The 24362-nt window shown below is 72.6% G+C and carries 22 protein-coding genes and 1 pseudogene; 9 read left to right on the top strand and 14 right to left on the bottom strand.

The window, feature by feature from the left end:
- Positions 1-153 precede the first annotated feature (153 nt).
- From E2E34_RS13015 to E2E34_RS13000, 4 genes are all read right to left on the bottom strand, one after another.
- Entirely contained in the window at positions 154-1362 is a 1209-nt protein-coding gene (locus E2E34_RS13015; protein WP_138902058.1) for a glycosyltransferase family 39 protein, read from the bottom strand.
- 151 nt (positions 1363-1513) lie between these two features.
- The gene (locus E2E34_RS13010; RefSeq protein ID WP_138902057.1) at positions 1514-3166 is read right to left on the bottom strand and encodes a phospho-sugar mutase; all 1653 of its coding nucleotides are present in this window, start codon (positions 3164-3166) and stop codon (positions 1514-1516) included.
- A 223-nt stretch (positions 3167-3389) separates the two neighbouring features.
- Positions 3390-4220 carry a purine-nucleoside phosphorylase gene (locus E2E34_RS13005; RefSeq protein WP_138902056.1) on the bottom strand — a complete coding sequence of 277 codons (831 nt, stop codon included), beginning with the start codon at positions 4218-4220 and terminating at the stop codon, positions 3390-3392.
- 102 nt (positions 4221-4322) lie between these two features.
- A complete protein-coding gene (locus E2E34_RS13000) occupies positions 4323-4760 on the bottom strand; it encodes a gamma-glutamylcyclotransferase family protein (RefSeq protein ID WP_138902055.1) in 438 nt (145 codons plus the stop codon).
- A gap of 193 nt (positions 4761-4953) precedes the next feature.
- Between E2E34_RS13000 and E2E34_RS12995 the strand changes: the two genes are divergently transcribed.
- Positions 4954-6393 (top strand): NAD(P)H-quinone dehydrogenase, encoded by a 1440-nt coding sequence (locus tag E2E34_RS12995; protein ID WP_138902054.1) that lies wholly within the window; start codon positions 4954-4956, stop codon positions 6391-6393.
- A 48-nt stretch (positions 6394-6441) separates the two neighbouring features.
- Here E2E34_RS12995 and E2E34_RS12990 read toward each other — a convergent pair whose 3' ends face one another.
- The gene (locus tag E2E34_RS12990) at positions 6442-8343 is read right to left on the bottom strand and encodes a hypothetical protein (RefSeq protein ID WP_138902053.1); all 1902 of its coding nucleotides are present in this window, start codon (positions 8341-8343) and stop codon (positions 6442-6444) included.
- Between the two features lie 125 nt (positions 8344-8468).
- Positions 8469-9119, bottom strand: a complete 651-nt coding sequence (locus E2E34_RS12985; protein ID WP_138902052.1) for a hypothetical protein — start codon at positions 9117-9119, stop codon at positions 8469-8471.
- Between the two features lie 383 nt (positions 9120-9502).
- Between E2E34_RS12985 and E2E34_RS12980 the strand changes: the two genes are divergently transcribed.
- Positions 9503-10480, top strand: coding sequence for a DeoR/GlpR family DNA-binding transcription regulator (locus E2E34_RS12980; protein WP_138897609.1), 978 nt, complete (start codon positions 9503-9505; stop codon positions 10478-10480).
- Positions 10481-10533: 53 nt separating this feature from the next.
- Here E2E34_RS12980 and E2E34_RS12975 read toward each other — a convergent pair whose 3' ends face one another.
- Together E2E34_RS12975 and E2E34_RS12970 are read right to left on the bottom strand one after the other, a co-directional pair.
- Positions 10534-11097, bottom strand: a complete 564-nt coding sequence (locus tag E2E34_RS12975) for a TetR/AcrR family transcriptional regulator (RefSeq protein WP_138902060.1) — start codon at positions 11095-11097, stop codon at positions 10534-10536.
- Between the two features lie 217 nt (positions 11098-11314).
- Complete coding sequence (locus E2E34_RS12970) at positions 11315-13069, bottom strand: acetyl/propionyl/methylcrotonyl-CoA carboxylase subunit alpha (RefSeq protein WP_138902051.1); 1755 nt, start codon at positions 13067-13069, stop codon at positions 11315-11317.
- A gap of 362 nt (positions 13070-13431) precedes the next feature.
- On the opposite strand from E2E34_RS12970, the gene E2E34_RS12965 reads away from it, so the two are divergent.
- Positions 13432-13905 carry a hypothetical protein gene (locus E2E34_RS12965; protein WP_425573390.1) on the top strand — a complete coding sequence of 158 codons (474 nt, stop codon included), beginning with the start codon at positions 13432-13434 and terminating at the stop codon, positions 13903-13905.
- 58 nt (positions 13906-13963) lie between these two features.
- Here the strand turns inward: E2E34_RS12965 and E2E34_RS12960 are convergent, their stop codons facing one another.
- Complete coding sequence (locus E2E34_RS12960; RefSeq protein ID WP_138902049.1) at positions 13964-14569, bottom strand: LysE family translocator; 606 nt, start codon at positions 14567-14569, stop codon at positions 13964-13966.
- A 29-nt stretch (positions 14570-14598) separates the two neighbouring features.
- Here E2E34_RS12960 and pdxR point away from each other — a divergent pair, with 29 nt between their 5' ends.
- Positions 14599-16125, top strand: coding sequence for a MocR-like pyridoxine biosynthesis transcription factor PdxR (gene pdxR, locus E2E34_RS12955; protein ID WP_138902048.1), 1527 nt, complete (start codon positions 14599-14601; stop codon positions 16123-16125).
- On the opposite strand, the gene E2E34_RS12950 is transcribed toward pdxR, so the two are convergent.
- From E2E34_RS12950 to E2E34_RS12945, 3 genes are all read right to left on the bottom strand, one after another.
- A complete protein-coding gene (locus tag E2E34_RS12950) occupies positions 16106-16720 on the bottom strand; it encodes a Maf family protein (protein ID WP_208765225.1) in 615 nt (204 codons plus the stop codon). The genes pdxR and E2E34_RS12950 overlap by 20 nt on opposite strands.
- A gap of 54 nt (positions 16721-16774) precedes the next feature.
- Positions 16775-16903 carry a morphogenic membrane protein MmpB gene (gene mmpB, locus E2E34_RS36985; protein ID WP_279637882.1) on the bottom strand — a complete coding sequence of 43 codons (129 nt, stop codon included), beginning with the start codon at positions 16901-16903 and terminating at the stop codon, positions 16775-16777.
- 71 nt (positions 16904-16974) lie between these two features.
- Positions 16975-17607: a TetR/AcrR family transcriptional regulator gene (locus E2E34_RS12945; protein WP_138902046.1), complete on the bottom strand. Its 633-nt coding sequence runs from the start codon at positions 17605-17607 to the stop codon at positions 16975-16977.
- 71 nt (positions 17608-17678) lie between these two features.
- Between E2E34_RS12945 and E2E34_RS12940 the strand changes: the two genes are divergently transcribed.
- On the top strand, positions 17679-18965 hold the full coding sequence (locus tag E2E34_RS12940) for an SGNH/GDSL hydrolase family protein (RefSeq protein WP_138902045.1): 1287 nt from the start codon (positions 17679-17681) through the stop codon (positions 18963-18965).
- Positions 18966-19018: 53 nt separating this feature from the next.
- On the opposite strand, the gene E2E34_RS12935 is transcribed toward E2E34_RS12940, so the two are convergent.
- Positions 19019-19225 (bottom strand): acyl-CoA carboxylase epsilon subunit, encoded by a 207-nt coding sequence (locus E2E34_RS12935; protein WP_138902044.1) that lies wholly within the window; start codon positions 19223-19225, stop codon positions 19019-19021.
- A 14-nt stretch (positions 19226-19239) separates the two neighbouring features.
- Positions 19240-20820 carry an acyl-CoA carboxylase subunit beta gene (locus E2E34_RS12930; protein WP_138902043.1) on the bottom strand — a complete coding sequence of 527 codons (1581 nt, stop codon included), beginning with the start codon at positions 20818-20820 and terminating at the stop codon, positions 19240-19242.
- 105 nt (positions 20821-20925) lie between these two features.
- Here E2E34_RS12930 and E2E34_RS12925 point away from each other — a divergent pair, with 105 nt between their 5' ends.
- From E2E34_RS12925 to E2E34_RS36415, 4 genes and pseudogenes are all read left to right on the top strand, one after another.
- Complete coding sequence (locus E2E34_RS12925) at positions 20926-21810, top strand: biotin--[acetyl-CoA-carboxylase] ligase (protein ID WP_138902042.1); 885 nt, start codon at positions 20926-20928, stop codon at positions 21808-21810.
- Between the two features lie 368 nt (positions 21811-22178).
- The gene (locus tag E2E34_RS12920) at positions 22179-23327 is read left to right on the top strand and encodes an adenylate/guanylate cyclase domain-containing protein (RefSeq protein ID WP_138902059.1); all 1149 of its coding nucleotides are present in this window, start codon (positions 22179-22181) and stop codon (positions 23325-23327) included.
- A gap of 43 nt (positions 23328-23370) precedes the next feature.
- Positions 23371-24171, top strand: a complete 801-nt coding sequence (locus tag E2E34_RS12915) for an enoyl-CoA hydratase/isomerase family protein (protein WP_069927233.1) — start codon at positions 23371-23373, stop codon at positions 24169-24171.
- Between the two features lie 44 nt (positions 24172-24215).
- Positions 24216-24362 (top strand): annotated as a pseudogene (locus tag E2E34_RS36415) (diguanylate cyclase); the annotation flags it as partial.

Raw genomic sequence — 24362 nt, 5'->3', positions numbered from 1 at the left:
GTGTCGGGGCTTCGGGGTTGGTGCCGTGCCGGGGCGTCTCCTCGGGTGTCGAACGTTCGGCTCGCGCCGTGATGGTTCGGGCGTCGTTGCGTTCGACGCCCTGCGGGGAGCGCCCCTGCACGGCCCCGCCCGGCAGCTTGGTGTGCGGCGGGGTTATGGGGGGCCCGGCCAGATCAGTTGCGTGTAGGCGCCGAACCACAGGGACGCCAGGGCCGTGCCGCCGAGCACCAGCGCACCGGTGAGCCGCCGCGCCCGGGCCACGGCCAGCGCCACCGGCAGCAGCAGTGGGAAGCCGGGCACCAGGAAGCGGGCCCGGGGGAAGTAGACGCCGCCGCTGCCCAGCACGACCAGCAGCAGTACGCCGGTGAACACGAGCAGCGGCAGCGGCAGGCGCTCGGCGGCGCAGAGCGCGAACAGGGCCACGGAGAGGAACAGCACCAGCGTCACCACCACCAGGTACAGGTGAGGTTTCGACTGGTAGAGCAGAAGGCGGCGCATCTCGCGCAGGGTGTCGGCCCCGCCGTCCCACTCGTTCAGCCACAGCTCCTGTACGGCGAGGTAGCCGTCCCAGCGGCCGAGCCGTACGCCCACCCAGGCGACGTAACCGGTCCAGCCCAGCGGCGCGATCAGCCCGGCCGCGAGCACGGCGGGGCGCGGTCCCCTTCCCCTGCGCCACGCCTGCCACAGCGACACCGCCGCCGCCACCGAGACGGCCGCGGCGACGGCCACGCCGGTGGGGCGGGTCAGGCCGGCGAGTGCGGCGAGGGCGCCGGCCCACAGCCAGCGGCCGGCGAGGACGGCGTACAGCGACCAGGCCGTCAGCGCCGTGAACAGCGACTCCGTGTAGCCCATCCACTGGACGACGGCGACCGGCGCGCAGCCCCACAGGACGGCGAGCAGTGTGCCGGTCCGGCGCCCGTACAGCCGGTCGCCCACGGCGAAGATCCCCCACGCGGCGACCAGGGAACAGGCGACGGCGAGCAGCACCCCGACGCTGGCGCGCGAGCCAGGGGTGACGGCCGCCACGAGCTTGATCAGTGCCGGGTAGAGCGGGAAGAACGCGAGGTTGTTGCTGTTGCGCGCGGTGCCCAGCGCGGAGTCGTACCCGCTGTCGGCGATCTCCAGGTACCAGCGGGAGTCCCAGGAGGTGGCGAGGGCGGGCCACAGGCCGTGGCCCTTGAGGTGCGCCCAGTGCGCGAGCACCAGTACGCCCGCGAGGCGTACGGCGATGTATCCGGCCAGGGCGGGGGCGGCCCGCCGCAGGGACTTCGTCAGCCGGTTCCGCGTTCCTTCGTGCGGGCGCCCGGCGGCCGGGACGGCCGTGCGGGACCGGGCGGTCGCCGGTGGTGCGGTCGGGGGCACTGCGGCAGCTCCTGGGACTCGGCGGGGGATACCGGGTCACCCTTCCTCGCACGGTCGCCGGAGGGCACGGAGCGCTGCGTCAACTGCCGTACGCAAACCACTCGTCCGGGCGGTCGGCCCCGGGCAGGGGCCGGCCACCCGGACGCGGTGGTCAGATGCCCGCGGCCGCCGACAGGTCGCGCTTGATGGCGGCGAGGATGCCCTCGGCCCGCTCCTTGGCGTCCGCCAGCTCGCTCGCCCCGGCGACCGGGACGACGGCCTCCAGGTAGCACTTGAGCTTCGGCTCGGTGCCGCTCGGCCGGACGATCACCCGGGCCTGCACCTCACCGTCGAGGTAGTAGCGCAGGCCGTCCGTGGGCGGGAGCCTGTCCGTGCCGCGGGTCAGGTCCTCGGCGGACGTGACGGTCAGCCCCGCGAGAGAGGCGGGCGGCCGGGCGCGCAGGCGGGCCATCGCGTCGGCGATCACCGTGAGGTCCTCGACGCGGACCGACAGCTGGTCGGTGGCGTGCAGACCGTGCTCGACGGCGAGGTCGTCGAGGAGGTCGAGGAGCGTGCGGCCCTGGGACTTCAGGACGGACGCCAGCTCGGTGACGAGGAGCGCCGCCGTGATGCCGTCCTTGTCGCGTACGCCCTCGGGGTCGACGCAGTAGCCGAGCGCCTCCTCGTAGCCGTAGCGCAGGCCGTCGACGCGGGCGATCCACTTGAAGCCGGTCAGCGTCTCCTCGTACGGCAGGCCCGCCGCGGCGGCGATCCGGCCGAGGAGGGACGACGAGACGATCGACTCGGCGAACGTGCCGGTCGCGCCCTTGCGGACCAGGTGCGCGGCGAGCAGCGCGCCGACCTCGTCGCCGCGCAGCATCCGCCACTCGTCGGTGCCGGGCAGGGGCACGGCGACGGCGCAGCGGTCGGCGTCCGGGTCGTTGGCGACGATCAGGTCCGGCCGGGCGCGACGGGCGGTGGCGAAGGCCAGGTCCATGGCCCCCGGCTCCTCCGGGTTGGGGAAGGCGACCGTGGGGAAGTCCGGGTCCGGCTCGGCCTGCTCGGCCACGAGCACGGGCTCGGGGAACCCGGCGCGGGCGAAGGCGGCCGTCAGGACCTCCTTGCCGACGCCGTGCATGGCCGTGTAGACGACGCGGGCGGTGCGGGGGGTCCCCGCGGTGAGGACCGCGTCCGTACGGGCCAGGTACGCCTCCAGGACCTCCTCGTCGAGGGTGAACCAGCCCGTCTCGGGGCGCGGCACATCCGCGAGGGACGCCACGGCGGCGATCTCGGCGGCGATCTCCGCGTCGGCGGGCGGCACGATCTGCGAGCCGTCACCGAGGTAGACCTTGTAGCCGTTGTCGCGGGGCGGGTTGTGGCTCGCGGTGACCTCGACGCCGGCAACGGCGCCCAGGTGCCTTATGGCGTACGCGAGCACGGGGGTGGGCAGCGGGCGCGGCAGGAGGGCGGCGCGCAGGCCGGCGCCGGTCATCACGGCGGCGGTGTCGCGGGCGAAGTCGGCGCTCTTGTGGCGGGCGTCGTAGCCGATGACGACGAGGCCGTCCGTCTGCCCCTTCGCCTTCAGGTACGCGGCGAGGCCGGCGGCGGCGCGGATGACCACGGCGCGGTTCATGCGCATGGGGCCGGCGCCGAGTTCGCCGCGGAGCCCGGCCGTGCCGAACTGGAGCGTGCCGGCGAACCGGGCGGCGATCTCGTTCAGGTCCTCGGCCTCGATGAGCTTGGCGAGCTCGTCGCGGGTCTCGCTGTCCGGGTCCTCGGCCAGCCAGGCCGAGGCCCGTGCGATGAGCTCCTGCTCCTGCTGCACGATGTGGTCCACCTCTCGTGTGGGGTGCGTGGTCTTGCGGTGTGCTGCGGCGGGCTTGTTCCCCCGCCCGCCCGTTCCGGAACCGCCGGACCCCGGCCGCCCCGCGGGCGGGTCCTCGAACGCCGGACGGGCTGGACGCGCGCACCGGGCGGGAGACGTCCCGCCCGGCGGCGCTGTCCAGCCCCTCCGGCGTTCGAGGAGCGGGGCCCGGCCGGGCCGGTGATCAGATGCGTTCGAGGACCTGCGCCAGGAGCGCGCCCATGCGGGTGGCCGAGTCGCGGCCGGCCTGGAGGACTTCCTCGTGGTTCAGCGGTTCGCCCGTCAGGCCCGCCGCCAGATTGGTGACCAGCGAGATGCCGAGCACCTCCGCGCCGGCCTCGCGCGCGGCGATGGCCTCCAGGACGGTGGACATGCCGACCAGGTCGCCGCCCATGACGCGGACCATGTTGATCTCGGCGGGCGTCTCGTAGTGCGGGCCGGGGAACTGGACGTAAACGCCCTCCTCCAGGGTGGCGTCCACCTCCTTGCACAGCGCGCGCAGGCGCGGCGAGTACAGGTCCGTCAGGTCCACGAAGTTCGCCCCGATGATCGGCGAGGTGGCCGTCAGGTTGATGTGGTCGCTGATGAGGACCGGCTGGCCGGGGCGCATGCCCGGACGCAGGCCGCCGCAGCCGTTGGTGAGGACGACGGTCTTGCAGCCGGCGGCGACGGCGGTGCGCACGCCGTGCGAGACGGCGGCGACACCGCGGCCCTCGTAGTAGTGCGTACGGCCGAGGAAGACCAGTGCGCGCTTGTCGCCGATCTTGTACGAGCGGACCGTGCCCGCGTGTCCGGCGACGGCCGGCGGCGGGAAGCCGGGCAGCTCGGTGACCGGGAACTCGTGCTCGGGCGCGCCGAGCGCTTCGGCGGCGGGCACCCAGCCCGACCCCATCACGAGGGCGACGTCGTGGGTCTCGGCGCCGGTCAGTTCGCGCAGGCGGGCGGCGGCGGCGTCGGCTGCCGCGTGGGGGTCGGCGAAGCCGTCGGCGGGGGCAGGGGTAACAGATGCGTTCACGCCGACGAGGGTAACCGGTGAATCCCTACGCGCGTAGATGTCGCTGCCGACGGTGTTGCGATCGTTGCCTTGTCGGATCGGACAAGGGGCGGACCGCGACCCTCAGCAGGGGCGCTTGCGCAGCTCCATGACGTAGTCGTGCGGGGCGCCGGCGGACTCCGCCGCGTCGGCGATCTCCCCCAGGTAGCGGGCGGACGGAAGGCCGCCCTCGTACCCGTTCAGCACGTACACCCAGGCCGGCTCCTCGCCGTCCAGGGTGTCCACGCGCACCCGCATCCGGCGGTAGATGTCGAGTCCGACACCTTCCCAGCGGTCCATGGAGTCCTCGTCCATGGGAGCGATGTCGTACAGCGCGACGAAGACCTGCGAGCGCGGGGCCTCCACGATGGTGGCGAGCGCGCCTTCCCAGCCCATCGACTCCCCGCCGAAGGTCAGCCGCCAGCCGTTGAGCCAGCCGGTCCCGCGCAGCGGTGAGTGCGGTGCGCGGCGCGTCATCAGCCGCGCGTCGAGGTTGCCGGCGTACGCGGCGTAGAGCGACATGTGGTCGAGGGTACGGGAGGGGGTGGCGCGGCGGGGGCCGCGGAGCGGTGCGGCCGGATGGAGGGACCCGGGGCGAAGCACCTTGAAGCGTGCGGGACAATGGAGTACGTACTGCATTCCCCCCGGGCGATCCCCGGATCCCCGGCCGAGCGGGCAGACGGGCCGGGATTGACAATGCGAGGCGGACTTTTTCGTGACCCGGATCGTGATCATCGGTGGCGGACCCGGCGGATACGAGGCGGCCCTGGTGGGCGCCCAGCTCGGCGCGGAGGTGACCGTCGTCGACAGCGACGGTCTGGGCGGGGCGTCGGTGCTCACCGACTGCGTGCCGTCCAAGACTCTGATCGCGACGGCCGAGGTGATGACGACCTTCGACTCTTCGTACGAGGAGTTGGGCATCATCGTCGCCGACGACACGCCGCACATCGAGCAGGCGGCCCGCGTGGTCGGCGTGGACCTGGGCAAGGTCAACCGCCGTGTGAAGCGCCTCGCGCTCGCCCAGTCCCACGACATCACCGCGTCCGTCACGCGGGCCGGCGCGCGGGTGCTGCGCGGCCGGGGCCGGCTGGAGGGCCAGCAGGACGCCGACGGCTCGCGCACGGTCGTGGTCACGTACGGCGACGGCAACGAGGAGCGCCTGACCGCCGACGCGGTGCTGATCGCCACCGGCGGGCACCCGCGCGAGATCCCCGACGCGCTGCCCGACGGCGAGCGCATCCTGAACTGGACGCAGGTGTACGACCTCGACGAGCTCCCCGAGGAGCTCATCGTGGTCGGCTCCGGCGTGACCGGCGCCGAGTTCGCCGGCGCGTACCAGGCGCTCGGCTCGCGGGTCACCCTCGTCTCCTCGCGCGACCGCGTGCTGCCGGGCGAGGACCCGGACGCCGCCGCGGTCCTGGAGGACGTCTTCCGGCGGCGCGGCATGAACGTCATGGCCCGCTCGCGCGCCGAGTCCGCCAAGCGCGTCGGCGACCGCGTGGAGGTCACCCTCTCCGACGGGCGTGTCATCAGCGGTACGCACTGCCTGATGGCCGTCGGCGCCATCCCGAACACCGCGGACATGGGCCTGGAGGAGTCCGGGGTCCGGCTCAGGGACTCGGGCCACATCTGGACCGACAAGGTCTCCCGTACGACCGCTCCGGGCGTGTACGCGGCGGGCGACGTGACCGGCGTGTTCGCGCTCGCGTCGGTCGCGGCCATGCAGGGCCGGATCGCGATGTACCACTTCCTCGGCGACGCCGTGACCCCCCTGAACCTCAAGACGGTCTCGTCGAACGTCTTCACCGACCCCGAGATCGCGACGGTCGGCTACACCCAGGCGGACGTGGACGCGGGCAAGATCGACGCCCGCTCGGTGAAGCTGCCGCTGCTGCGCAACCCGCGCGCGAAGATGCAGGGCATCCGCGACGGCTTCGTCAAGATCTTCTGCCGCCCGGGCACCGGCATCGTGGTCGGCGGCTGTGTCGTCGCACCGCGCGCGAGCGAGCTGATCCATCCGATTTCGATCGCGGTCGACAACAACCTGACCGTGGAACAGATCGCGAACGCCTTCACGGTCTACCCGTCCCTGTCGGGATCGATCGCCGAGGTCGCACGGCAGCTGCACACCCGCAAGACGTCCGCCGAGGCGTAGGCACGGGGGGCGCACACCGCGTCCCCCGTGTCCTTTGCGTGCGCGCTGTCAGTCGTCGCTGACCACGAAGAGGTTCAGATCCGTTGACAGTGTCCGGGCGCTCTTCGCCGCCGTCTGCCAGTCGTCGCCCTCCAAGGACTGGTACGGCGGTTCCATGAGATCGCGGTACTGGTCGAAGCCGGCCCGGGCCTCCGCCAGCCCTATGCCCATGCGCTGCCGGGCCACCTCGGCCGCGGAGGCAGGAGTGCTGGTCGGCTTCATCAGGACGCGCTGGCGCAGCCAGTCGTTGTTGGCGGCCGGTGTGTTGGGTGTACCGCTGTCGTCCGCCGTCCGGCCGTCTTCGTCGAGCCGGGGGAACTCGGGCCTGTCCTGCCTGGAAGCCCGGACCGTGGCCATGAGTTGCCTGATCCCCCAAGCATTGGTGATCATTTTGTCGACCACCGTCGACGCGTGACCGCGATAGGCCGCCGATCCGCGGTCCACACCCAGGCCACCGAGCGCCAGTAGCGGTACGACCGCCCGAGCGGCGACCTCGCAGCAGCGGGGGCCGCTCTCGCCCTTGGCCACCTCCGCCAGCGCCTCCCTCTCCAGTTCGTCCAGGTCTTCGTCCTCCGGACGCGGCACCACGTCCCAGTCCTGTCCCACGCGCGTCCACAGCGCGTGCACAGCCGCGTTGCGGGCGCGGTCCAGTAGGTGGCTGTCCTGGCCGGAGAAGGAGCGAAGCGCCAGTTCGAAGACGTACGGTGAACGTCCCTTCGCCGAAAACGACTTGGCGCCCAGCACGTCATTGATCACCCGTCGCTTGTCCTTCGACGGCGTGGTCATCAGCCTGATGAGCCAGGCGCACCGCTCGTCCCGATGCGTGCTGAGACCGATCCTCTTCGCCACATCGGTGAGGTCCTCCCGGCCCAGGGCGAAGACGAGACTGTCCGGATCCAGTAGGCCGTAGTCGGCAAGAGTGTTTACCGCACGCTCGGCGAGCAGCGTCCTCTGCGCCTCCTCGGAGAACGCCTTCGGTTCGATGTTCTGCGCCCCCAGAGCCAGATTCAGCGTGCTGACGTAGCTCGCCTGCCCGGTCCGCTGTTGCGGTGTGGCCTGTTCGCTCCAGCCCCAGCCGACGATGAGATCGGCCTCGGCGGTGAGAGCGTTGAGCCGCCTTTCGGCCTGCATCAGGTCGTCCAGTCGCATCTCCTCGCTCTTGGACAGTTCCGTCGCGACTTTGGCCAGGTCGCGCATCAGCCTGCTGAGCCAGCGTCGCTGAGAGGCCGGGTCCATGGTGAGGATCGTCGACTCTGTCAGGCCCAGGATCCGGTGGGCGGACGCGGTGCGCGAGGATCCGTCGACCACCCCCACGGCCGGGCGCGGCGTACCGTCCGAGAAGCGGAACTCCACGTGGCCGGCGAGCAGGGGCATGAGCACACCGTTGGATCCGATGTCGTCCACCCAGCTGTTGTGTCGCAGAACGAACGCCGCGTTGCTGTCCAGGGCGCCGGCGACGGCTGCGCGCGAGCCCCGGTAGACCAGAGACGGCAGGCCGGGAGGTGACTCCGGGGCCGGCAGGGCGAGATGAGCCGAGCCGGTCACCCCGACTCTGGGGTCCGAGAGATAGGTCTGACCGACGACGAACCTGCCGTTCGTGGCATCGACGAGCAGCATCGGGGTCCAGACGGTCGTACGCAGCAGAAAGAGCGTCCGGTTGCCGCGGACGCGCTGCTGCCTGATGTGAGCCGCCCGCACACTTCGCGGGTCCACCACGGTGGCGAGCAGTTCCGTGGCGGTCTCCTCTGTGTGCCCGATCTCGACGTCGGCGTCCTGTACCAGCCGCTCGGCCGCGCTCTCCACCGACCTGCGGTCTCGGACGACGAGGTGCGCCACGCGGTCGCGCAGCACCTCTACCCGGTCCCGGTAGTCGCTCTCCGGAATCTCCTGCTCTATTTCCATGTCGCTCATAGGTGGTAGCCCTCCCGCTTGACCATGTGCCGCTCGGCGGGCACAGTGAATGAGCCGGGTCCACGAGGGCCCGGAAGTGGGGCCAGGTCATCCGCCGGACGACGGACACCTGGCCTTCGCGCTGTCTACGACGTGCTTCGGGCGGCGTCCGGCCCGTGGGACAGGGCGCACCGGCCGCAGGTCAGGACGGTTGCCTTGGCCCCGGTGACCATGGCCGTCCAGTACTCGGGACTGCCGTCCAGCGCGGCGCCGAAGGCCCCGGCGGCGACATCGGCCGCCCACAGCGCGTGCTCCGCAGGACCGGCGGCGTGTTCCACGCGCAGGTCGGCCGACAGCACTCCGGCGCGGCGCAGCCCGGTGAGCCCCCTCAGGTCGCCGTTGTCCCGGGCGGTGCCTCTGGATTCGAAGACGGTCTGGGTGACCCCTCGGTCGGCCAGTGCGGCCAGCAGGGACTGCATCGCCTTGCTCCGGGCGCGTTCCTGGTGGGCGCTGTCCATTCGACACCAGGTGGCGATCACGATCTCCGGTTCCACCGACGCCGTCTGCCGGGTGAGCAGCCGTCGCCGCCGGGCAGACTCGTCGCGCCAGTGCAGCTTGCGCTGGCCCTTGAGCAGCAGCGTGGCCATGGCGTCCCGGGTGGGCTGCACCCGGTGGGAGGGCAGCAGTACTGCTGCCAGTATGTAGATTCCGGCACCGTCGGCGCGGCAGCGCAGCGATTCGTCACAGAACGCGATGAGGTTCGGCTCGGTGACTCGGGGTGGTAAGGCGCCGTGCATGGTGTGCGACCTCCGTGACACGAGAGCGCGCAGCGCTCGTGCCGGGCAGGTCCTGTACGACTCGGCACCCCCGGGCGTACAGCATGATCCGACGAGAAACACCGGAAGCACGGTGGGCGCGGGGTGAGTTGCCGGGGGGAGCTTGGAAGTAGCCTCCGGCCGGCAGCCCTGGTGTACTGGAAGTCCAGGAACGTATGAAGTTTCAGGCTGGGGAAGACCGTAGACCCACCACCACCGTTGTGACAAGCCGACTATGACCTTGCGTCAGCCCCTCCGTCGACCGACGGCGCCGATTATCACAAACTGTCATCGCGTGTGGGCAACTTCTCCAATTCGGCGCAAACTGCTGAAAAGTATCGACCGCTGGGGTTACTGTCAGTTTCGTGTTCGCTGCAGAACGTCGCCAATTGATCCTCGAAATGGTGCGCGCCAACGGGGCTGTATCGCTCCGTGAGCTCGCCCGCGTCGTCCAGACCTCCGAAGTGACCGTACGGCGGGACGTGCGGGCGCTGGAGGCAGAAGGACTCCTCGACCGCCGGCACGGCGGTGCGGTACTGCCGGGCGGTTTTACGCGGGAGTCCGGCTTTCCGCAGAAATCCCATCTCGCGACCGCGGAGAAGACGGCCATCGCCGACCTCGCCGCGGGACTCGTCGAAGAGGGCGAAGCCATCGTCGTCGGCGCCGGGACGACCACGCAGGAGCTGGCCAGACGGCTCGCCCGGGTCCCCGGGCTGACCGTCGTCACCAACTCCCTGCTGGTGGCACAGGCGTTGGCGCACGCCAACCGCGTCGAGGTCGTCATGACCGGCGGCACGCTGCGCGGCTCGAACTACGCGCTGGTCGGCAGCGGGGCCGAGCAGTCCCTCCAGGGGCTGCGGGTCTCCCGGGCCTTCCTGTCCGGCAGCGGACTGACCGCCGAGCGCGGTCTGTCCACCTCCAACATGCTGTCGGCGAGCGTCGACAGGGCGCTGGTACAGGCGGCAGCCGAGGTGGTGGTCCTCGCGGACCACACCAAGCTCGGCACCGACACGATGTTCCAGACGGTGCCGACCGACGTGATCACGCGTCTGGTCACCGACGAGCCGCCGCAGCACGACGACCGTGCGGCGACCGAGTTGCAGGCCCTGGCGGACCAGGGCGTGCAGATCGCCGTCGCGGGGCCCGGGGCCGCGGGCTCGGGAGCGGACGGCGTCCCCACCGGACGCCAGCCCCGCCGGGACATGCCCCTGCCCGGTCAGCGGCGTACGCACCCGGGCGGCCCCGGAGCCGGCGGGCTGCGCAGCGCCGGGGCGCTCGCGGACCAGCAGTCGGGGCCCGCCGAGCGGGAGCGGGCGCGCGTCGCGGATCTGCGCCGCCGCTGAGCGGCGGCCCCGGTGAGGCCGCCGGCCCCGCCTCGGGTGAGCGGCGGCCCCGGTCAGGCCGCCGGCCCCGCCTCGGGCCGCAGGCCCTTCAGCGTCAGGGTCAGCAGGCGGTCGGCCAACTCCGGGTCGTCCGGGGCCTGTTCGGCGGCCAGCGCGATGGCGTTGGTCAGCTGCATCAGGTCGCCGATCGATACGTCGGGGCGCACGGCGCCGCTCTGCTGCGCCCGTACGAGCAGCCGCTCGCCCGCCGCGTTCATCGGCGTACTGCACCGGGCGAGCGCCGAACTCTCGTCGCGGGACGCCGACATGAGCGCGCGGGCGAGGCCCCGGTACTCACCGGCGTGCGTGATGATGTCGCGCAGCCAGGCGACGAGCGCGGAGCAGGGCGCGTCGCTGTCGGCCAGTTCCCGTGACCGCGCGAGCAGTTCGTCCACGGCGCCCTGGAAGACGGCGCTCATCAGGGCGTGCCGGGTGGGGAAGTGCCGGTAGAGCGTGCCGATGCCCACCCCCGCGCGGCGCGCGACGTCTTCGAGCGAGGCGTCGGTGCCGTGCTCGGCGAAGGCGGTACGGGCCTCGGCCAGCACGCGTGCGTAGTTGCGCCGGGCGTCCGCCCGCATCGGGCGCACCGCTTTGGCGGCGGAGGCGGCAGCGCCCGGGCGTGCGGGCGCGGGCGGCCGTGGGTCCGGCTGGACCGGCGCTCCCGGCCGCTGGGATCCGCTCGTCGCCATGGCGTGTCCTCCTCCCGCTCCGGTCTCCAGGATGCCATTGCGCGCTGAGGGCCCCACCGGTCTCGGCGGGGCCCTCAGCTCACTCACGGCTCAGGGCCGCCGGACGTCAGTCCTTGATCTCGCAGATGGCGGCGCCCGACGTGATCGACGCGCCGACCTCGGCGGCCAGGCCCTTGACGGTGCCGGAGCGGTGCGCGTTCAGCGGCTGCTCCATCTTCATGGCCTCCAGGACGACGACGAGGTCGCCCTCCTTGACCTCCTGGCCCTCCTCGACCGCGACCTTGACGATCGTGCCCTGCATGGGCGAGGCGAGGGTGTCGCCGGAGGCGGCCGGGCCGGACTTCTTCGCGGCGCGGCGCTTCGGCTTGGCGCCGGCGGCCAGGCCGGTCCTGGCCAGCGTCATGCCCAGCGAGGACGGCAGCGAGACCTCCAGGCGCTTGCCGCCGACCTCGACGACGATGGTCTCGCGACCGGCCTCGTCCTCGTCCGCGTCGGCGCCCGGCACGGTGAAGGGCGGGATCTCGTTGACGAACTCGGTCTCGATCCACCGGGTGTGGACCGTGAACGGGTCGGAGGTGAACGCCGGGTCCGCGACGACCGCGCGGTGGAACGGGATGGCCGTGGCCATGCCCTCGACGTTGAACTCGGCCAGCGCACGCGCGGCGCGCTGGAGCGCCTGCTCGCGGGTGGCGCCGGTGACGATCAGCTTGGCGAGGAGCGAGTCCCACGCCGGGCCGATGACGCTGCCGGACTCGACGCCCGCGTCCAGGCGGACACCGGGGCCGGACGGCGGCGCGAAGGCGGTCACCGTGCCGGGGGCGGGCAGGAAGCCGCGGCCCGGGTCCTCGCCGTTGATGCGGAACTCGATGGAGTGCCCGCGCACGGCCGGGTCGTCGTACCCCAGCTCCTCGCCGTCGGCGATCCGGAACATCTCGCGGACCAGGTCGATGCCGGTGACCTCTTCGGAGACCGGGTGCTCGACCTGGAGGCGGGTGTTGACCTCCAGGAAGGAGATCGTGCCGTCGACGCCGACGAGGAACTCGACGGTGCCGGCGCCGACGTAACCGGCCTCCTTGAGGATGGCCTTGGACGCGCGGTACAGCTCGGCGTTCTGGGCCTCGCTCAGGAACGGCGCCGGGGCCTCCTCCACCAGCTTCTGGTGGCGGCGCTGCAGCGAGCAGTCACGGGTGGAGACGACCACGACGTTGCCGTGGCTGTCGGCCAGGCACTGCGTCTCGACGTGGCGCGGCTTGTCGAGGTAGCGCTCGACGAAGCACTCGCCCCGCCCGAAGGCGGCGACGGCCTCGCGGACGGCGGAGTCGTACAGCTCCGGGACCTCTTCGAGCGTACGGGCGACCTTCAGGCCGCGACCGCCACCGCCGAACGCCGCCTTGATGGCGATCGGCAGACCGTTCTGCTCGGCGAACGCGACGACCTCGTCGGCGCCCGAGACCGGGTCCGGCGTACCGGCGACGAGCGGGGCGCCCGCGCGCTGCGCGATGTGGCGGGCCGCCACCTTGTCGCCGAGGTCGCGGATGGCCTGCGGCGGCGGGCCGATCCAGGTCAGGCCCGCGTCGAGCACGGCCTGGGCGAACTCGGCGTTCTCGGAAAGGAAGCCGTAGCCGGGGTGAACGGCATCAGCCCCCGAATCCTTGGCGGCCTGGAGCACCTTGGCCATGTCCAGGTAACTGGCGGCCGGGGTGTCACCGCCCAGAGCGAACGCCTCGTCGGCCGCGCGGACGTGCAGAGCGTCCCGGTCCGGGTCGGCGTAGACGGCTACGCTCGCGATCCCGGCATCCCGGCAGGCCCGAGCAACGCGGACAGCGATTTCGCCTCGGTTGGCGATGAGCACCTTGCGCACGATTGGCTCCCTCCTTGAAACAAGCTGAGTTTAGGGACTGCCGACACGGACCTACGACCCATCCCCAATAGTGAGCTTGCCCACACGGAGCGTGATGCGAGTCCCGCTCGGATCGCGAATTCCCTTGTCGCACCACGGTACGACGGGTTTCTTCACCGCACAGTAGCCCTCAGGTGTGGCGCAGGTCTCTGTCTGAGCGGCCAGCGGCGCGCCAGCTTTCTTTGTGGAGTCCCTACGAATGGCCGAACGATTCTTTGCTTGCCGGACCGGGCGCGTCAGACCCCTTGTACGGAGGATTACCGGTTAGTAGCGTTTGGGTGTCGCTACGTACTAGGGGTAACAGCCGGAAGAGGGTGGGCGCCGTGGCGCGCAGGCCGATAGCTGCCGCTGCCGCGGCAGTGCTGTTCGTCGAAGCCGTCGGAATCGTGTTCGTCCACTGGATCCTCGGCAAGGTCGTGAGCGGCCAGTCGATGTCCCTCGCCGGCCTGGACCCGGACGTGATGTCCACGTCGACGTTCGTGATGGGCGGTGGCTTCGGCCTCTACCTGGTGGCGTGCGGAATCCTCCTGCTGCGCGCGTCGCTCTCGGACCGCGCGCCGGGCCGCCTCGGCCGCATCCTGCTGATCGCGTGCGCGGTGGTGCACGGGGTGCTCGGGGCGCTGTGCGTCGGGCTGGTCGGCTGGGCGGCGTTCGTGGTGCTGATGGCCGAGTTCGGGCTGATCGTGCTGTCGGTCATCGCGTACGGGAAACGGGACGAGCGGGGCGCCGAGGGCACCGCAGGTCCCGCCGGCGTCCCGCCGGCCGGGCCGGAGAGCGGGACGGTGGCGCCGGCCTGACCCCACGGGGCGCGGCCGGGGCCCGGACCTGCCGGAGGAACGTCGGACGCGCCCGCGGTCAGAGGAACGCGAGCCGGGCGCCGAGGGCGGCGAACGCGCCCGCGAAGACCCTGCGTATCCAGGTCAGGACGCGAGGACGGGACAGCACATGGCGGCGCATCGCGGCGGCGAAGACTCCGTAGAGCGCGAAGACGGCGAAGGTGAGCAGCATGAACACGGCGCTCAACTCGACCATGCGCAACGGCGCGTGGGGCTCGTCCGGGCTGACGAACTGGGGCAGGAAGGCGAAGAAGAAGATCGTCAGTTTCGGGTTGAGGATGTTGATGAGGATGCCGGAGGCGATGACTTTGGCCGCCGAGCGCTCCTCGGTGTCCTCCTCCGCCGTGAGGGCGCCCTTGTCGCGCAGCGTGCTCCAGGCCATGTAGAGCAGATAGGCGACGCCCAGGTACTTGAGGATCTGGAACGCCGTCGCACTGGTGTGGAGCAGGGCCGCGAGGCCCGTGATCGCCGCCACCATGTGCGGGATGATGCCGAGCGTGCAGGCGAACGCGGCGACGGCGCTCGCGCGGGCGCCGCGCGAGAGGCCGGCCGCCATCGTGTAGAGCGCTCCGGTGCCGGGGGTGGCCACGACGATCAGGGACGTCAGCAGGAACTCTGTGGTCATGTCCTCAGCCTCGTGGCCACAATGGTCCGGTGAACAGGTCCATTGACCACGCCTTCGACCGGTCCACAACTCCTTCCCCGGGGTCGGACTTCCTCCAGCTCGACCCCGGCGAGGCGCCTCCCGGCGGGCTGTCCGACTGGCTGACGGCCCGGCTGAGGGCCGCCGTGTCGGACGGGAGCCTGCCGGTGGGCAGCCGGTTGCCGGCCACGCGGGTGCTCGCCGCCGAACTGCGGGTCTCCCGAGGCGTGGTGACGGAGGCGTACCAGCGCCTGACGGAGGACGGGCATGTCGCGGGGCGCGGGCGGGGCGGAACGGTGGTCGTCGCGGCTCCGGCCGCGGCCCCGCCGCCCGCTCCCGGGCCGGGCGCCGCCGCCGCGCGGTCCTCCGCCGGGGCGGTGTTCACCGTGACGCCGCCCGGCGCCGACGTCTTCGACGCGCTGCGCGCGGCCCCGGCCCGCATCGACCTGTCGCCCGGTGTCCCCGACCTGGCCGCTTTCCCGCGAACGGCGTGGCTGCGCGCGGAACGCGCCGTACTGAGAGAGCTGTCGGCGTCCGACCTCGGGTACGGAGACCCGCGCGGCGCACCGCGGTTGCGCGGCGCGGTGGTCGACTGGCTGGCCCGCAACCGGGGGATCCGGCCGGACGTGGGCGACATCGTCATCACCTGCGGCACCGCCCAGGGGCTCGGCCTGCTGGCGCAGGTGCTGCGGGACGACGGCGTACGCGCGATGGCGGTGGAGGACCCCGGCTCGCTCGGCGCCCGGCACCACCTGCGCGACCGGGGCCTGGAGACACCGCCGGTCGCCGTCGACGCCGACGGGGTACGGGTCGACGAACTGCGGGCCACGGGTGCGCGAGCGGTGCTGCTCACCCCGGCGCACCAGTTCCCGACCGGGGTGGTGCTCGGCGGCGTACGGCGGCGGGAGCTGATGCGGTGGGCGGGGGAGGGCGGCCTGATCGTCGAGGACGACTACGACGCCGAGCACCGCTACGACCGGCCGCCGGTGCCCGCGTTGCGGTCGGTGCTCGCGGAGCGGGTCTGCTACGCCGGAAGCGTGTCCAAGCTGCTGGCGCCGGCCCTGCGCGTGGGGTGGATGCTGGCGCCGCCGAAGTACCGGGACGCGCTGGTGGAGGCCAAGCGCTTCGCCGACCTCGGCAACGCGGTGCTGCCGCAGCTCGTACTGGCCCGGCTGATGGAATCGGGCGAGTTGGAGCGCCACCTGCGTCTGCTGCGCCGGCGGCACCGGCGGCGCAGGGACGCGATGATCGCGGCGATCGGGGAGCACCTGCCGGGCGCGGTGGTGCACGGCGCGGCGGCGGGCCTGCACCTGATGGTCACCTTCGCGGGCCCGCGCTTCGACGACACCGCTCTGGCGGCGGCGGCGCTCGCGCGCGGCGTCAAGGCGCAGCCGCTGTCGTGGCACCGGCAGCGCCCGGGCAGCCCCGGTCTCGTGCTCGGTTACGCCGCGACGGCGCCGGGCGGGATCGCGGAGGGGATCGCGGCGCTGGGCGAGGCCGTGGCGGAGGTGGCGGGGGTCAGGCCCACAAGGCGGTGATGGGCGTGTCCAGCTCACCGAGCAGGCGGCGCAGCAGCGGCAGCGACAGGCCGATGACATTGCCGGGGTCGCCGTCGATGCCGTCGACGAACGGGGCCGAGCGGCCGTCGAGCGTGAAGGCGCCGGCGACGTGCAGGGGCTCGCCGGTGGCGACGTACGCGGCGATCTCGGCGTCCGTCGGTTCGCCGAAGCGGACCGTGGTGGACGCGGTGGCGGAGGCGCGCCGGCCGGTGGCGGTGTCGATCACGCAGTGGCCGGTCCGCAGGACGCCGGAGCGGCCCCGCATGGCCTTCCAGCGGGCGGTGGCGTCCTCGGCGTCGGCGGGCTTGCCGAGCGCCTGGCCGTCCAGCTCCAGTACGGAGTCGCAGCCGATCACGAGGGCTCCGGCGGCCTCGGGGCGGGCGGCGACGGACGCGGCCTTGGCCTCGGCCAGTACGAGCGCGAGCTCGCCCGGGGTGGGCGCGGTGACCGCGTCCTCGTCGACACCGCTGACGATCACCTCGGGGGTGAGCCCGGCCTGGCGCAGGAGCCCGAGGCGGGCGGGGGAGGCGGAAGCGAGGACGAGGCGGCGGCGCGGATCAGTCATGCGGCTCATCGTACGAGGCGCAGGGAGGGTTCAGGCGTCGAAGGGCGGGACGCGGAAGGCGGTTCAGTGGACGCCCAGGACGAACATCGCCAGCACCATCGCCAGCGCGAGCAGTACGCCCATGCGCCGGAGCATCGCCTGCGTCTCGCGCAGCTCTTTCGGAGGCTCGTTCTCCGGGTCGGACCACAGCATGCCTTCGATCCTGCGACCGGAACGGCTCCGGCGCCTGAGTACGTGTACTCAGACCGTCCGGTACCAGGGGACTAGTTCCCGGTGAACGTTCCCGCCCTCGCCGCCGTCGCGGCCGCCGCCGCCGCGCGCTCCGCGTCCGCCTCGCCCAGCGGTTCGCAGCTCACCGCGAAGCGGTAGTAGAGGGGGGCGGACACCGCCCGCACCACCTCGCCCGCGTCCGTGCCGGCCGGGACCTCGCCCCGGTCGGCCGCCCGCTCCACGCACGTCGCCCACGCGGCCACGCGCGTCGCGTAGAAGCCGTGCAGCGCCGTCGCGCACTCCTCGTCGCAGGCCGCCGCCGCGATGACCGCCCGGAAGACCGGGCCCATGCGGGGGTCGGTGAGGGTCCGGTGCACGAGACGGGCGTTGGCCAGGAGGTCTCCCTCCAGCGAGCCGGTGTCCGCCGCGGGCACCGACTGCTCCGCCATGTCGCGCAGCAGGTCGGCGACGAGACCGGCCGCCGAGCCCCAGCGCCGGTAGACCGTCGTCTTGCCGACGGCGGCCCGCGCCGCGACCCGGTCCATGTTCAGCCCGTGGAAGCCCCCCTCCACCAGTGCCTCCTGCGTCGCTTCGAGCACGGCGGCGCGGACCTTGGCGGTCCGGCCGCCGGGGCGCACGGTGCCCGGCGTGAGCGAGGCGGCTTTCAAACGGGAATTCTGTTCCATTAGGCGCTCCGAGTCTGGTACGGTCCTCGCATCTTAACGGAACTCGCTTCCCATTAGGGAAAGGCCGCGTCATGAACGTCCACCGTGTCCGCCGTACCGCCGCCCCCGTCCTCGCGTTCGCCCTCGCGCTCGGCCTCCTCGGCGCCGCCCAGCCGTCGTCCGCGCGGTCGTCGCCCTCGGCGAACCCGGCGGCCCCCTCGCAGCCGGCCGCCCGCTGGACCGCCGCCTGGGGCGCTTCGCCGCAGTCGCCCAGCACCGGCTTCACCCCCAACTGGTCCCAGGAGGGCTTCTCGCGCCAGAGCGTGCGCCAGGTCGTCCGGGTCACCGGCGCCGGCGAGCGGGTCCGTATCCGCCTCTCCAACGCGTACGGGACCTCGCCGCTCAGCGTCACGGGCGCCACGATCGCCCGCACGGCGAAGGGGAAGCGCGCCGCCGTCGAGCCCGGCAGCGTCCGCCACCTCACCTTCTCGGGCCGCCGGTCCGTCGAGATCCCCGCACGCGGCGAACTGCGCAGCGACGCCGCCCCGCTGCCCCTGAAGCGGCTGGAGTCCGTGACCGTCACCCTCTACCTCGCCGGCACCACCGGCCCCGCGACCTACCACGCCCAGGCATGGGCCGACACGTACCGCGCCGACGGCGACCACCGCGCCGACGCGTCCGGCGCGGCCTTCACCGGCACCACCCAGTCCTGGTACTACCTCACCGGCGTCGAGGTCGGCGCGGACCGGCCCCGCCGCGAGGACGGCATCGCCCTCTTCGGCGACTCCATCACCGACGGCTTCGGCTCCACCCCGAACGCCGACCGCCGCTACTCCGACGCGCTCGCCGAGCGCACCGGCCGCCCCGTCGTCAACCAGGGCATCGGCGGCAACCTCGTCCTCAACGACTCGGCCTGGTACGGCGAACGCGCCACCGCCCGCTTCGGCCGCGACGCCCTCGACCAGCCCGGCGTCTCCACGGTCGTCGTACTCGAAGGTCTCAACGACATGGGCTTCAGCGAGGCGAAGGACCAGCCCACCTACAAGCCCTCGCCCGTCGTCTCCGCCGCCGAACTCGTCGCGGGCTACCGCGAACTGATCCGCGCCGCCCACGCCAAGGGCCTGCGGATCGTCGGGTCCACCCTCCTGCCGCTCAAGGGCTCCGACCACTGGGGCCCGCACGCGGCGAAGGTCAGCGACGAGGTGAACCACTGGATCCGCACCTCGGGCGAGTTCGACGCGTACGCCGACTTCGACCGGGCGCTCGCCGACCCGGCCGACCCCGACCGCCTCCACCCGGCGTACGACCACGGCGATGCACTGCACCCCAACGACGCGGGCTACCGGCTGATGGCGAAGACCGTCGCCGACGTCCTCTAGCCGGCATGCCGAAGGCCGGACCCGCGAGCGGGTCCGGCCTTCGCGCGGTCTGCCTAACCGGGCCAGTACGTCCGGCCCCAGGCCGTCGGCCCCGGCTGCGGCAGCCGGTGCCGCGCCACCCTGGCCGGGTCCGACCAGGCGGCCGGCGGTTCCTCCGTGCCGGACGGCGCACCGGCCGCCGCGGCGGCGCGTGCCTGGACCACCGCGAGCGCGGCGGCCAACTCCTCAGGGGTCGGGTTGCCCCGTACGACCTTGATCATCGTCAGCGGCCTTCCTAGAGCGGGATGTTGCCGTGCTTCTTCGGCGGGAGGGATTCCCGCTTGGTGCGCAGCTGACGCAGCCCGCGCACGATGTGGCGGCGCGTCTCCGACGGCATGATCACCGCGTCGACGTAACCGCGCTCGGCGGCGACGTAGGGATTGAGAAGCGTGTCCTCGTAGTCGGCGATCAGCTCCGCGCGGGTCGCCTCCGGGTCCTCGGCGGCCGCGATCGTCCGCCGGTGCAGGATGTTCACCGCGCCCTGCGCGCCCATCACCGCGATCTGCGCGGTCGGCCACGCCAGGTTCAGGTCCGCGCCCAGGTGCTTGGAGCCCATGACGTCGTACGCGCCGCCGAAGGCCTTGCGCGTGATGACGGTGATGAGCGGGACCGTCGCCTCCGCGTACGCGTAGATCAGCTTGGCGCCGCGCCGGATGATGCCGCCGTACTCCTGGTCCACGCCGGGCAGGAAGCCCGGCACGTCCACGAACGTCAGCACCGGCACGTTGAACGCGTCGCAGGTGCGGACGAAGCGCGCCGCCTTCTCGGAGGCGTTGATGTCCAGACAGCCCGCGAACTGCATCGGCTGGTTGGCGACGATGCCCACCGGGTGGCCCTCGACCCGCCCGAAGCCGGTGATGATGTTCGGCGCGAAGAGCGCCTGCGTCTCCAGGAACTCGCCGTCGTCCAGCACGTGCTCGATGGCCGTGTGCATGTCGTACGGCTGGTTGGCGCTGTCCGGGATCAGCGTGTCCAGCTCGCGGTCCTCGTCGGACGTCTCCAGGTCCGCCTCCTCCGGGAAGGCCGGCGGCTCGCTGAGGTTGTTCGAGGGGAGGTACGAGAGCAGCGACTTGACGTAGTCGATCGCGTCCTTCTCGTCACCCGCCATGTGGTGCGCCACACCCGACGTGGTGTTGTGCGTGCGCGCGCCGCCGAGCTCCTCGAAGCCGACGTCCTCGCCCGTGACGGTCTTGATGACGTCCGGACCGGTGATGAACATGTGCGAGGTCTGGTCGACCATCACCGTGAAGTCGGTGATCGCGGGCGAGTAGACCGCGCCGCCCGCGCACGGGCCGACGATCAGCGAGATCTGCGGGACCACGCCCGACGCGTGCACGTTGCGGCGGAAGATCTCGGCGAACAGGCCCAGCGCGACGACGCCCTCCTGGATGCGCGCGCCGCCGCCGTCGTTGATGCCGACGACCGGGCAGCCGGTCTTCAGTGCGAAGTCCATGACCTTGACGATCTTCTCGCCGTAGACCTCGCCGAGCGACCCGCCGAAGATCGTGAAGTCCTGCGAGTACACGCAGACGGGGCGGCCGTCGACCGTGCCGTAGCCGGTCACCACGCCGTCGCCGTACGGACGGTTCTTCTCGATGCCGAAGTTCGTCGAGCGGTGCCGGGCGAACTCGTCGAGCTCGACGAACGAGCCCTCGTCCATGAGCAGGTCGATCCGCTCACGGGCCGTCAACTTGCCCTTGGCGTGCTGCTTTTCGACCGCGCGCGCGGAGCCCGCATGCGTCGCCTCGTCGATACGGCGCTGCAGATCCGCGATTTTGCCCGCGGTGGTGTGAATGTCTGTCTCGGGCTCGGACATCGGGATGCGGCTCCCTGCCTGGTCAGCGGACGGCTACTGGCACGTAGCGTAGCGGCGCGTGTGCCGCTCGGCAGTGCGTCGTTTGCCACACCTACGCTGGGTTGCATGACGCCTCCCGATGCTTCAGACCACCGCTGGTCCGACCTCGACCGGCCGCCGCTCAGCGCCGCCGCGCTGCGCCGCGCCCTGGTACGAGAGGGCAGTCTGTGGACGTCCCTCGACGTCGTCGCCTCCGTCGGGTCGACCAACACCGACCTGGCCGCGCGGGCCGGGGAGCTGCCCGAAGGGGCGGTCCTGGTCGCCGAGGAGCAGACCGAGGGCCGGGGCCGCCTCGACCGGCGCTGGTCCGCGCCCGCCCGCTCCGGGCTCTTCTTCTCCGTACTGCTGAAGCCCACCGGGATCCCCGTCGACCAGTGGGGCTGGCTTCCGCTGCTCGCCGGCGTCTCGGTGGCGACCGGGCTGTCCCGGGCGGCCGGCGTCGACACCGCGCTCAAGTGGCCCAACGACCTCCTGGTGACGGTCGGCGGCGAGGAGCGCAAGGCCGGCGGCATCCTCGCCGAGCGGGCCGCCGCCGACGGCGTCGTCGTCGGCATCGGCATCAACGTCACCCTCAGCGAGAAGGAACTGCCGGTGCCCGGAGCCGGTTCGCTGGCCCTCGCCGGAGCGGTCTCCACGGACCGCGACACCCTGCTGCGCGCCGTCCTGCGCTCACTCGCCCAGTGGTACGGCGCGTGGCGGGAGTCCGGCGGCGACCCGGCGGCGAGCCGCGTCCAGGAGGCGTACGCGGCGGGCTGCGCCACGCTCGGCCGCACGGTACGGGCCGAACTGCCCGGGGGCCGCTCGCTGACCGGCGAGGCGGTGGCCGTCGACGGCCACGGGCGGCTGGTGCTGGCGACGGCCGAGGGGGTTCAGCAGCCGGTGGGAGCGGGTGACGTCGTACACCTCAGGCCGGGGGCGAGTACAGAGGAGACGCGCGGTACGGAGGAGTGAGCTAGGGCACACCTGCCGTATCGTTGAGGCGATCCGCGACGGATCGGTGCGACAGACGATCGGCAGGACACACGGCAGTGGCGCAGGGAACGGGCAGGAGGCGGTAGGTGACCGTCGACGACGCGGGGTCCTCCGCGAGTGCGCGGCGGGACCGGGGCGCGAATCCGGACCCGGGTGCGGCCGCGCCGTCCGGGGCCGGTGCGGGTGAGGAGTCCTCTGTGGGTGCGGCATCCTCGTCCGGCCCCGGCCCGGGCGCTTCCGCCGAGGGCGGCTCCCCGGCACACCGGGACCCCGACAAGGCCGGAACGCACGAGTCCGGCGGCGACGGCGGGTCCGGCGCCTCCGGTGCGGGCGAGCCGCCGCACGGGATCCTCCGGGCGGACGGTACGGCCGGCGGGGTGCCCGCCGCCGTGGACCCCTCGCCGTACCCCACGCCCCACCACGCCGTCGACCACACCGCCGAGCCGACCGACGATCCGCTCGCCATCCGGCTGGAGCAGCTGATCCTCGGCGCCGAGCGCCGCTACACCCCCTTTCAGGCCGCCCGCACGGCAGGCGTCTCGATGGACCTCGCGTCCCGGTTCTGGCGGGCCATGGGCTTCGCCGACATCGGGCAGGCCAAGGCGCTGACCGAGGCCGACGTGCTCGCCCTGCGACGGCTCGCCGGTCTCGTCGAGGCCGGGCTGCTCAGCGAGCCGATGGCGGTGCAGGTCGCCCGGTCCACCGGGCAGACCACCGCCCGGCTGGCGGAATGGCAGATCGATTCCTTCCTGGAGGGTCTGACCGAGCCGCCCGAGCCCGGTATGACCCGGACCGAAGTCACGTATCCGCTGGTCGAGCTGCTCCTGCCCGAGCTGGAGGAGTTCCTGCGGTACGTCTGGCGGCGCCAGCTCGCCGCCGCGACCGGCCGGGTCGTCCAGGCCGCCGACGACGAGGAGATGGTCGACCGCCGGCTCGCGGTCGGCTTCGCGGACCTCGTCGGGTTCACCCGGCTGACGCGGCGCCTGGAGGAGGAGGAGCTGGGCGAGCTCGTCGAGGCGTTCGAGACCACCTGCGCCGACCTGGTCGCGGCGCACGGCGGCCGGCTCATCAAGACGCTCGGCGACGAGGTCCTGTACGCGGCGGACGACGCGGGCACGGCGGCGGAGATCGCGCTGCGCCTCATCGAGACGATGGCCGCCGACCAGACGATGCCGGCCCTGCGCGTCGGCATCGCGTTCGGCACGGTGACCACCCGCATGGGCGATGTGTTCGGTACGACGGTGAACCTGGCCAGCCGGCTCACCTCGATAGCCCCCAAGGACGCGCTCCTGGTGGACGGGGCGTTCGCCGAGGAACTGTCGCGCACGGGCGACGCGCCGGTGTCCGAGGCGGAGGCGGCGGCCGAGGCGGAGAAGGCCGAGAAGGAGGGCGTCGCCCCGCCCACGTACCGCTTCGCGCTCCAGCCGATGTGGCAGCGGCCGGTGCGCGGGCTCGGCACCGTCGAACCATGGCTTCTGACCAGGCGCGCCACCTAGGATCCTCCCGGTAACGATCGTTAACCGGGAGGGTGTGCGCGGGATGAGTGCGGAACAGGAACGCTTCGGGGAGTTCGTCGGCGTACGGCGGCACGGGCACGTCGCCGAGCTGGTGCTCGACCGGCCCAAGGCGATGAACGCGGTCTCGACGGACATGGCGCGCTCCATCGCGGCGGCGTGCGACGCGCTGGGCGCGGACCCGGGCGTGCGCGTGACGGTGGTGACGTCCAGCCACGAGCGGGCGTTCTGCGTGGGCGCGGACCTCAAGGAGCGCAACTCCTTCACGGACGCCGAGCTGGTGCGCCAGCGGCCGGTCGCCCGGGGCGCGTACACGGGCGTGCTAGAACTGCCCATGCCGACGATCGCCGCCGTGCACGGCTTCGCGCTGGGGGGCGGCTTCGAGCTGGCACTGGCCTGCGACCTGATCGTGGCGGACCGCACGGCGGTGGTGGGACTCCCCGAGGTGTCGGTGGGCGTCATCCCCGGCGGCGGTGGTACGCAGCTGCTCCCCCGGCGGGTCGGGGCGGCGCGGGCGGCGGAGCTGGTGTTCACCGCGCGACGCGTGGAGGCGGCGGAGGCGGCCTCGCTCGGCCTGGTGGACCAGCTCGTGGACGCGGGCCGGGACCGCGAGGAGGCGCTGGAGCTGGCGGCGCGGATCGCCGGGAACTCGCCCGTCGGGCTGCGGGCGGCCAAGCGCGCGATGCGGCTCGGGCACGGGCTGGACCTGCGAGCGGGGCTGGAGGTGGAGGACGCGGCGTGGCGGTCGGTGGCGTTCTCGGGCGACCGCGCGGAGGGCGTGGCGGCGTTCAACGAGAAGCGCGCGCCGCAGTGGCCCGGCGAATAGGGATCAAGCAATACAAATCTCATCAAACTCCCTAAGCTGGGGAGATGGCTGAGGATGTGCGGCTGCGGGCCGTCGTGACGCTGGCACAGGCGATGGCTGCGGCGCACACTCCGCGCGAGTCCTGGCGGGCGGCCGCGCTGGGGGCGAAGGAGGCGCTGGGGGGCAGCTTCGCGGCGGTCTCGGTGTGGGAG

The organism is Streptomyces albidochromogenes, from assembly GCF_005981925.1.
In the GTDB taxonomy this organism is placed as follows: Bacteria; Actinomycetota; Actinomycetes; order Streptomycetales; family Streptomycetaceae; genus Streptomyces; species Streptomyces albidochromogenes.
Note: the sequence above shows the minus strand (reverse complement) of the source record. Positions and strands in the feature narration are given on the sequence as shown.

What these genes read in the sequence shown, in the direction of transcription:
- E2E34_RS13000 (WP_138902055.1), bottom strand. Translation starts at nt 4,760, where the DNA reads ATGTCGCTCTACGCCGCGTACGCCGGCAACCTCGACGCGCGGCTGATG.
- E2E34_RS12990 (WP_138902053.1), bottom strand. Translation starts at nt 8,343, where the DNA reads ATGAGCGACATGGAAATAGAGCAGGAGATTCCGGAGAGCGACTACCGG.
- E2E34_RS12985 (WP_138902052.1), bottom strand. Translation starts at nt 9,119, where the DNA reads ATGCACGGCGCCTTACCACCCCGAGTCACCGAGCCGAACCTCATCGCG.
- E2E34_RS12975 (WP_138902060.1), bottom strand. Translation starts at nt 11,097, where the DNA reads ATGCGGGCGGACGCCCGGCGCAACTACGCACGCGTGCTGGCCGAGGCC.
- E2E34_RS12960 (WP_138902049.1), bottom strand. Translation starts at nt 14,569, where the DNA reads ATGACCACAGAGTTCCTGCTGACGTCCCTGATCGTCGTGGCCACCCCC.
- E2E34_RS12950 (WP_208765225.1), bottom strand. Translation starts at nt 16,720, where the DNA reads ATGAGCCGCATGACTGATCCGCGCCGCCGCCTCGTCCTCGCTTCCGCC.
- mmpB (WP_279637882.1), bottom strand. Translation starts at nt 16,903, where the DNA reads ATGCTGTGGTCCGACCCGGAGAACGAGCCTCCGAAAGAGCTGCGCGAG.
- E2E34_RS12945 (WP_138902046.1), bottom strand. Translation starts at nt 17,607, where the DNA reads ATGGAACAGAATTCCCGTTTGAAAGCCGCCTCGCTCACGCCGGGCACC.
- E2E34_RS12940 (WP_138902045.1), top strand. Translation starts at nt 17,679, where the DNA reads ATGAACGTCCACCGTGTCCGCCGTACCGCCGCCCCCGTCCTCGCGTTC.
- E2E34_RS12935 (WP_138902044.1), bottom strand. Translation starts at nt 19,225, where the DNA reads ATGATCAAGGTCGTACGGGGCAACCCGACCCCTGAGGAGTTGGCCGCC.
- E2E34_RS12930 (WP_138902043.1), bottom strand. Translation starts at nt 20,820, where the DNA reads ATGTCCGAGCCCGAGACAGACATTCACACCACCGCGGGCAAAATCGCG.
- E2E34_RS12925 (WP_138902042.1), top strand. Translation starts at nt 20,926, where the DNA reads ATGACGCCTCCCGATGCTTCAGACCACCGCTGGTCCGACCTCGACCGG.
- E2E34_RS12915 (WP_069927233.1), top strand. Translation starts at nt 23,371, where the DNA reads ATGAGTGCGGAACAGGAACGCTTCGGGGAGTTCGTCGGCGTACGGCGG.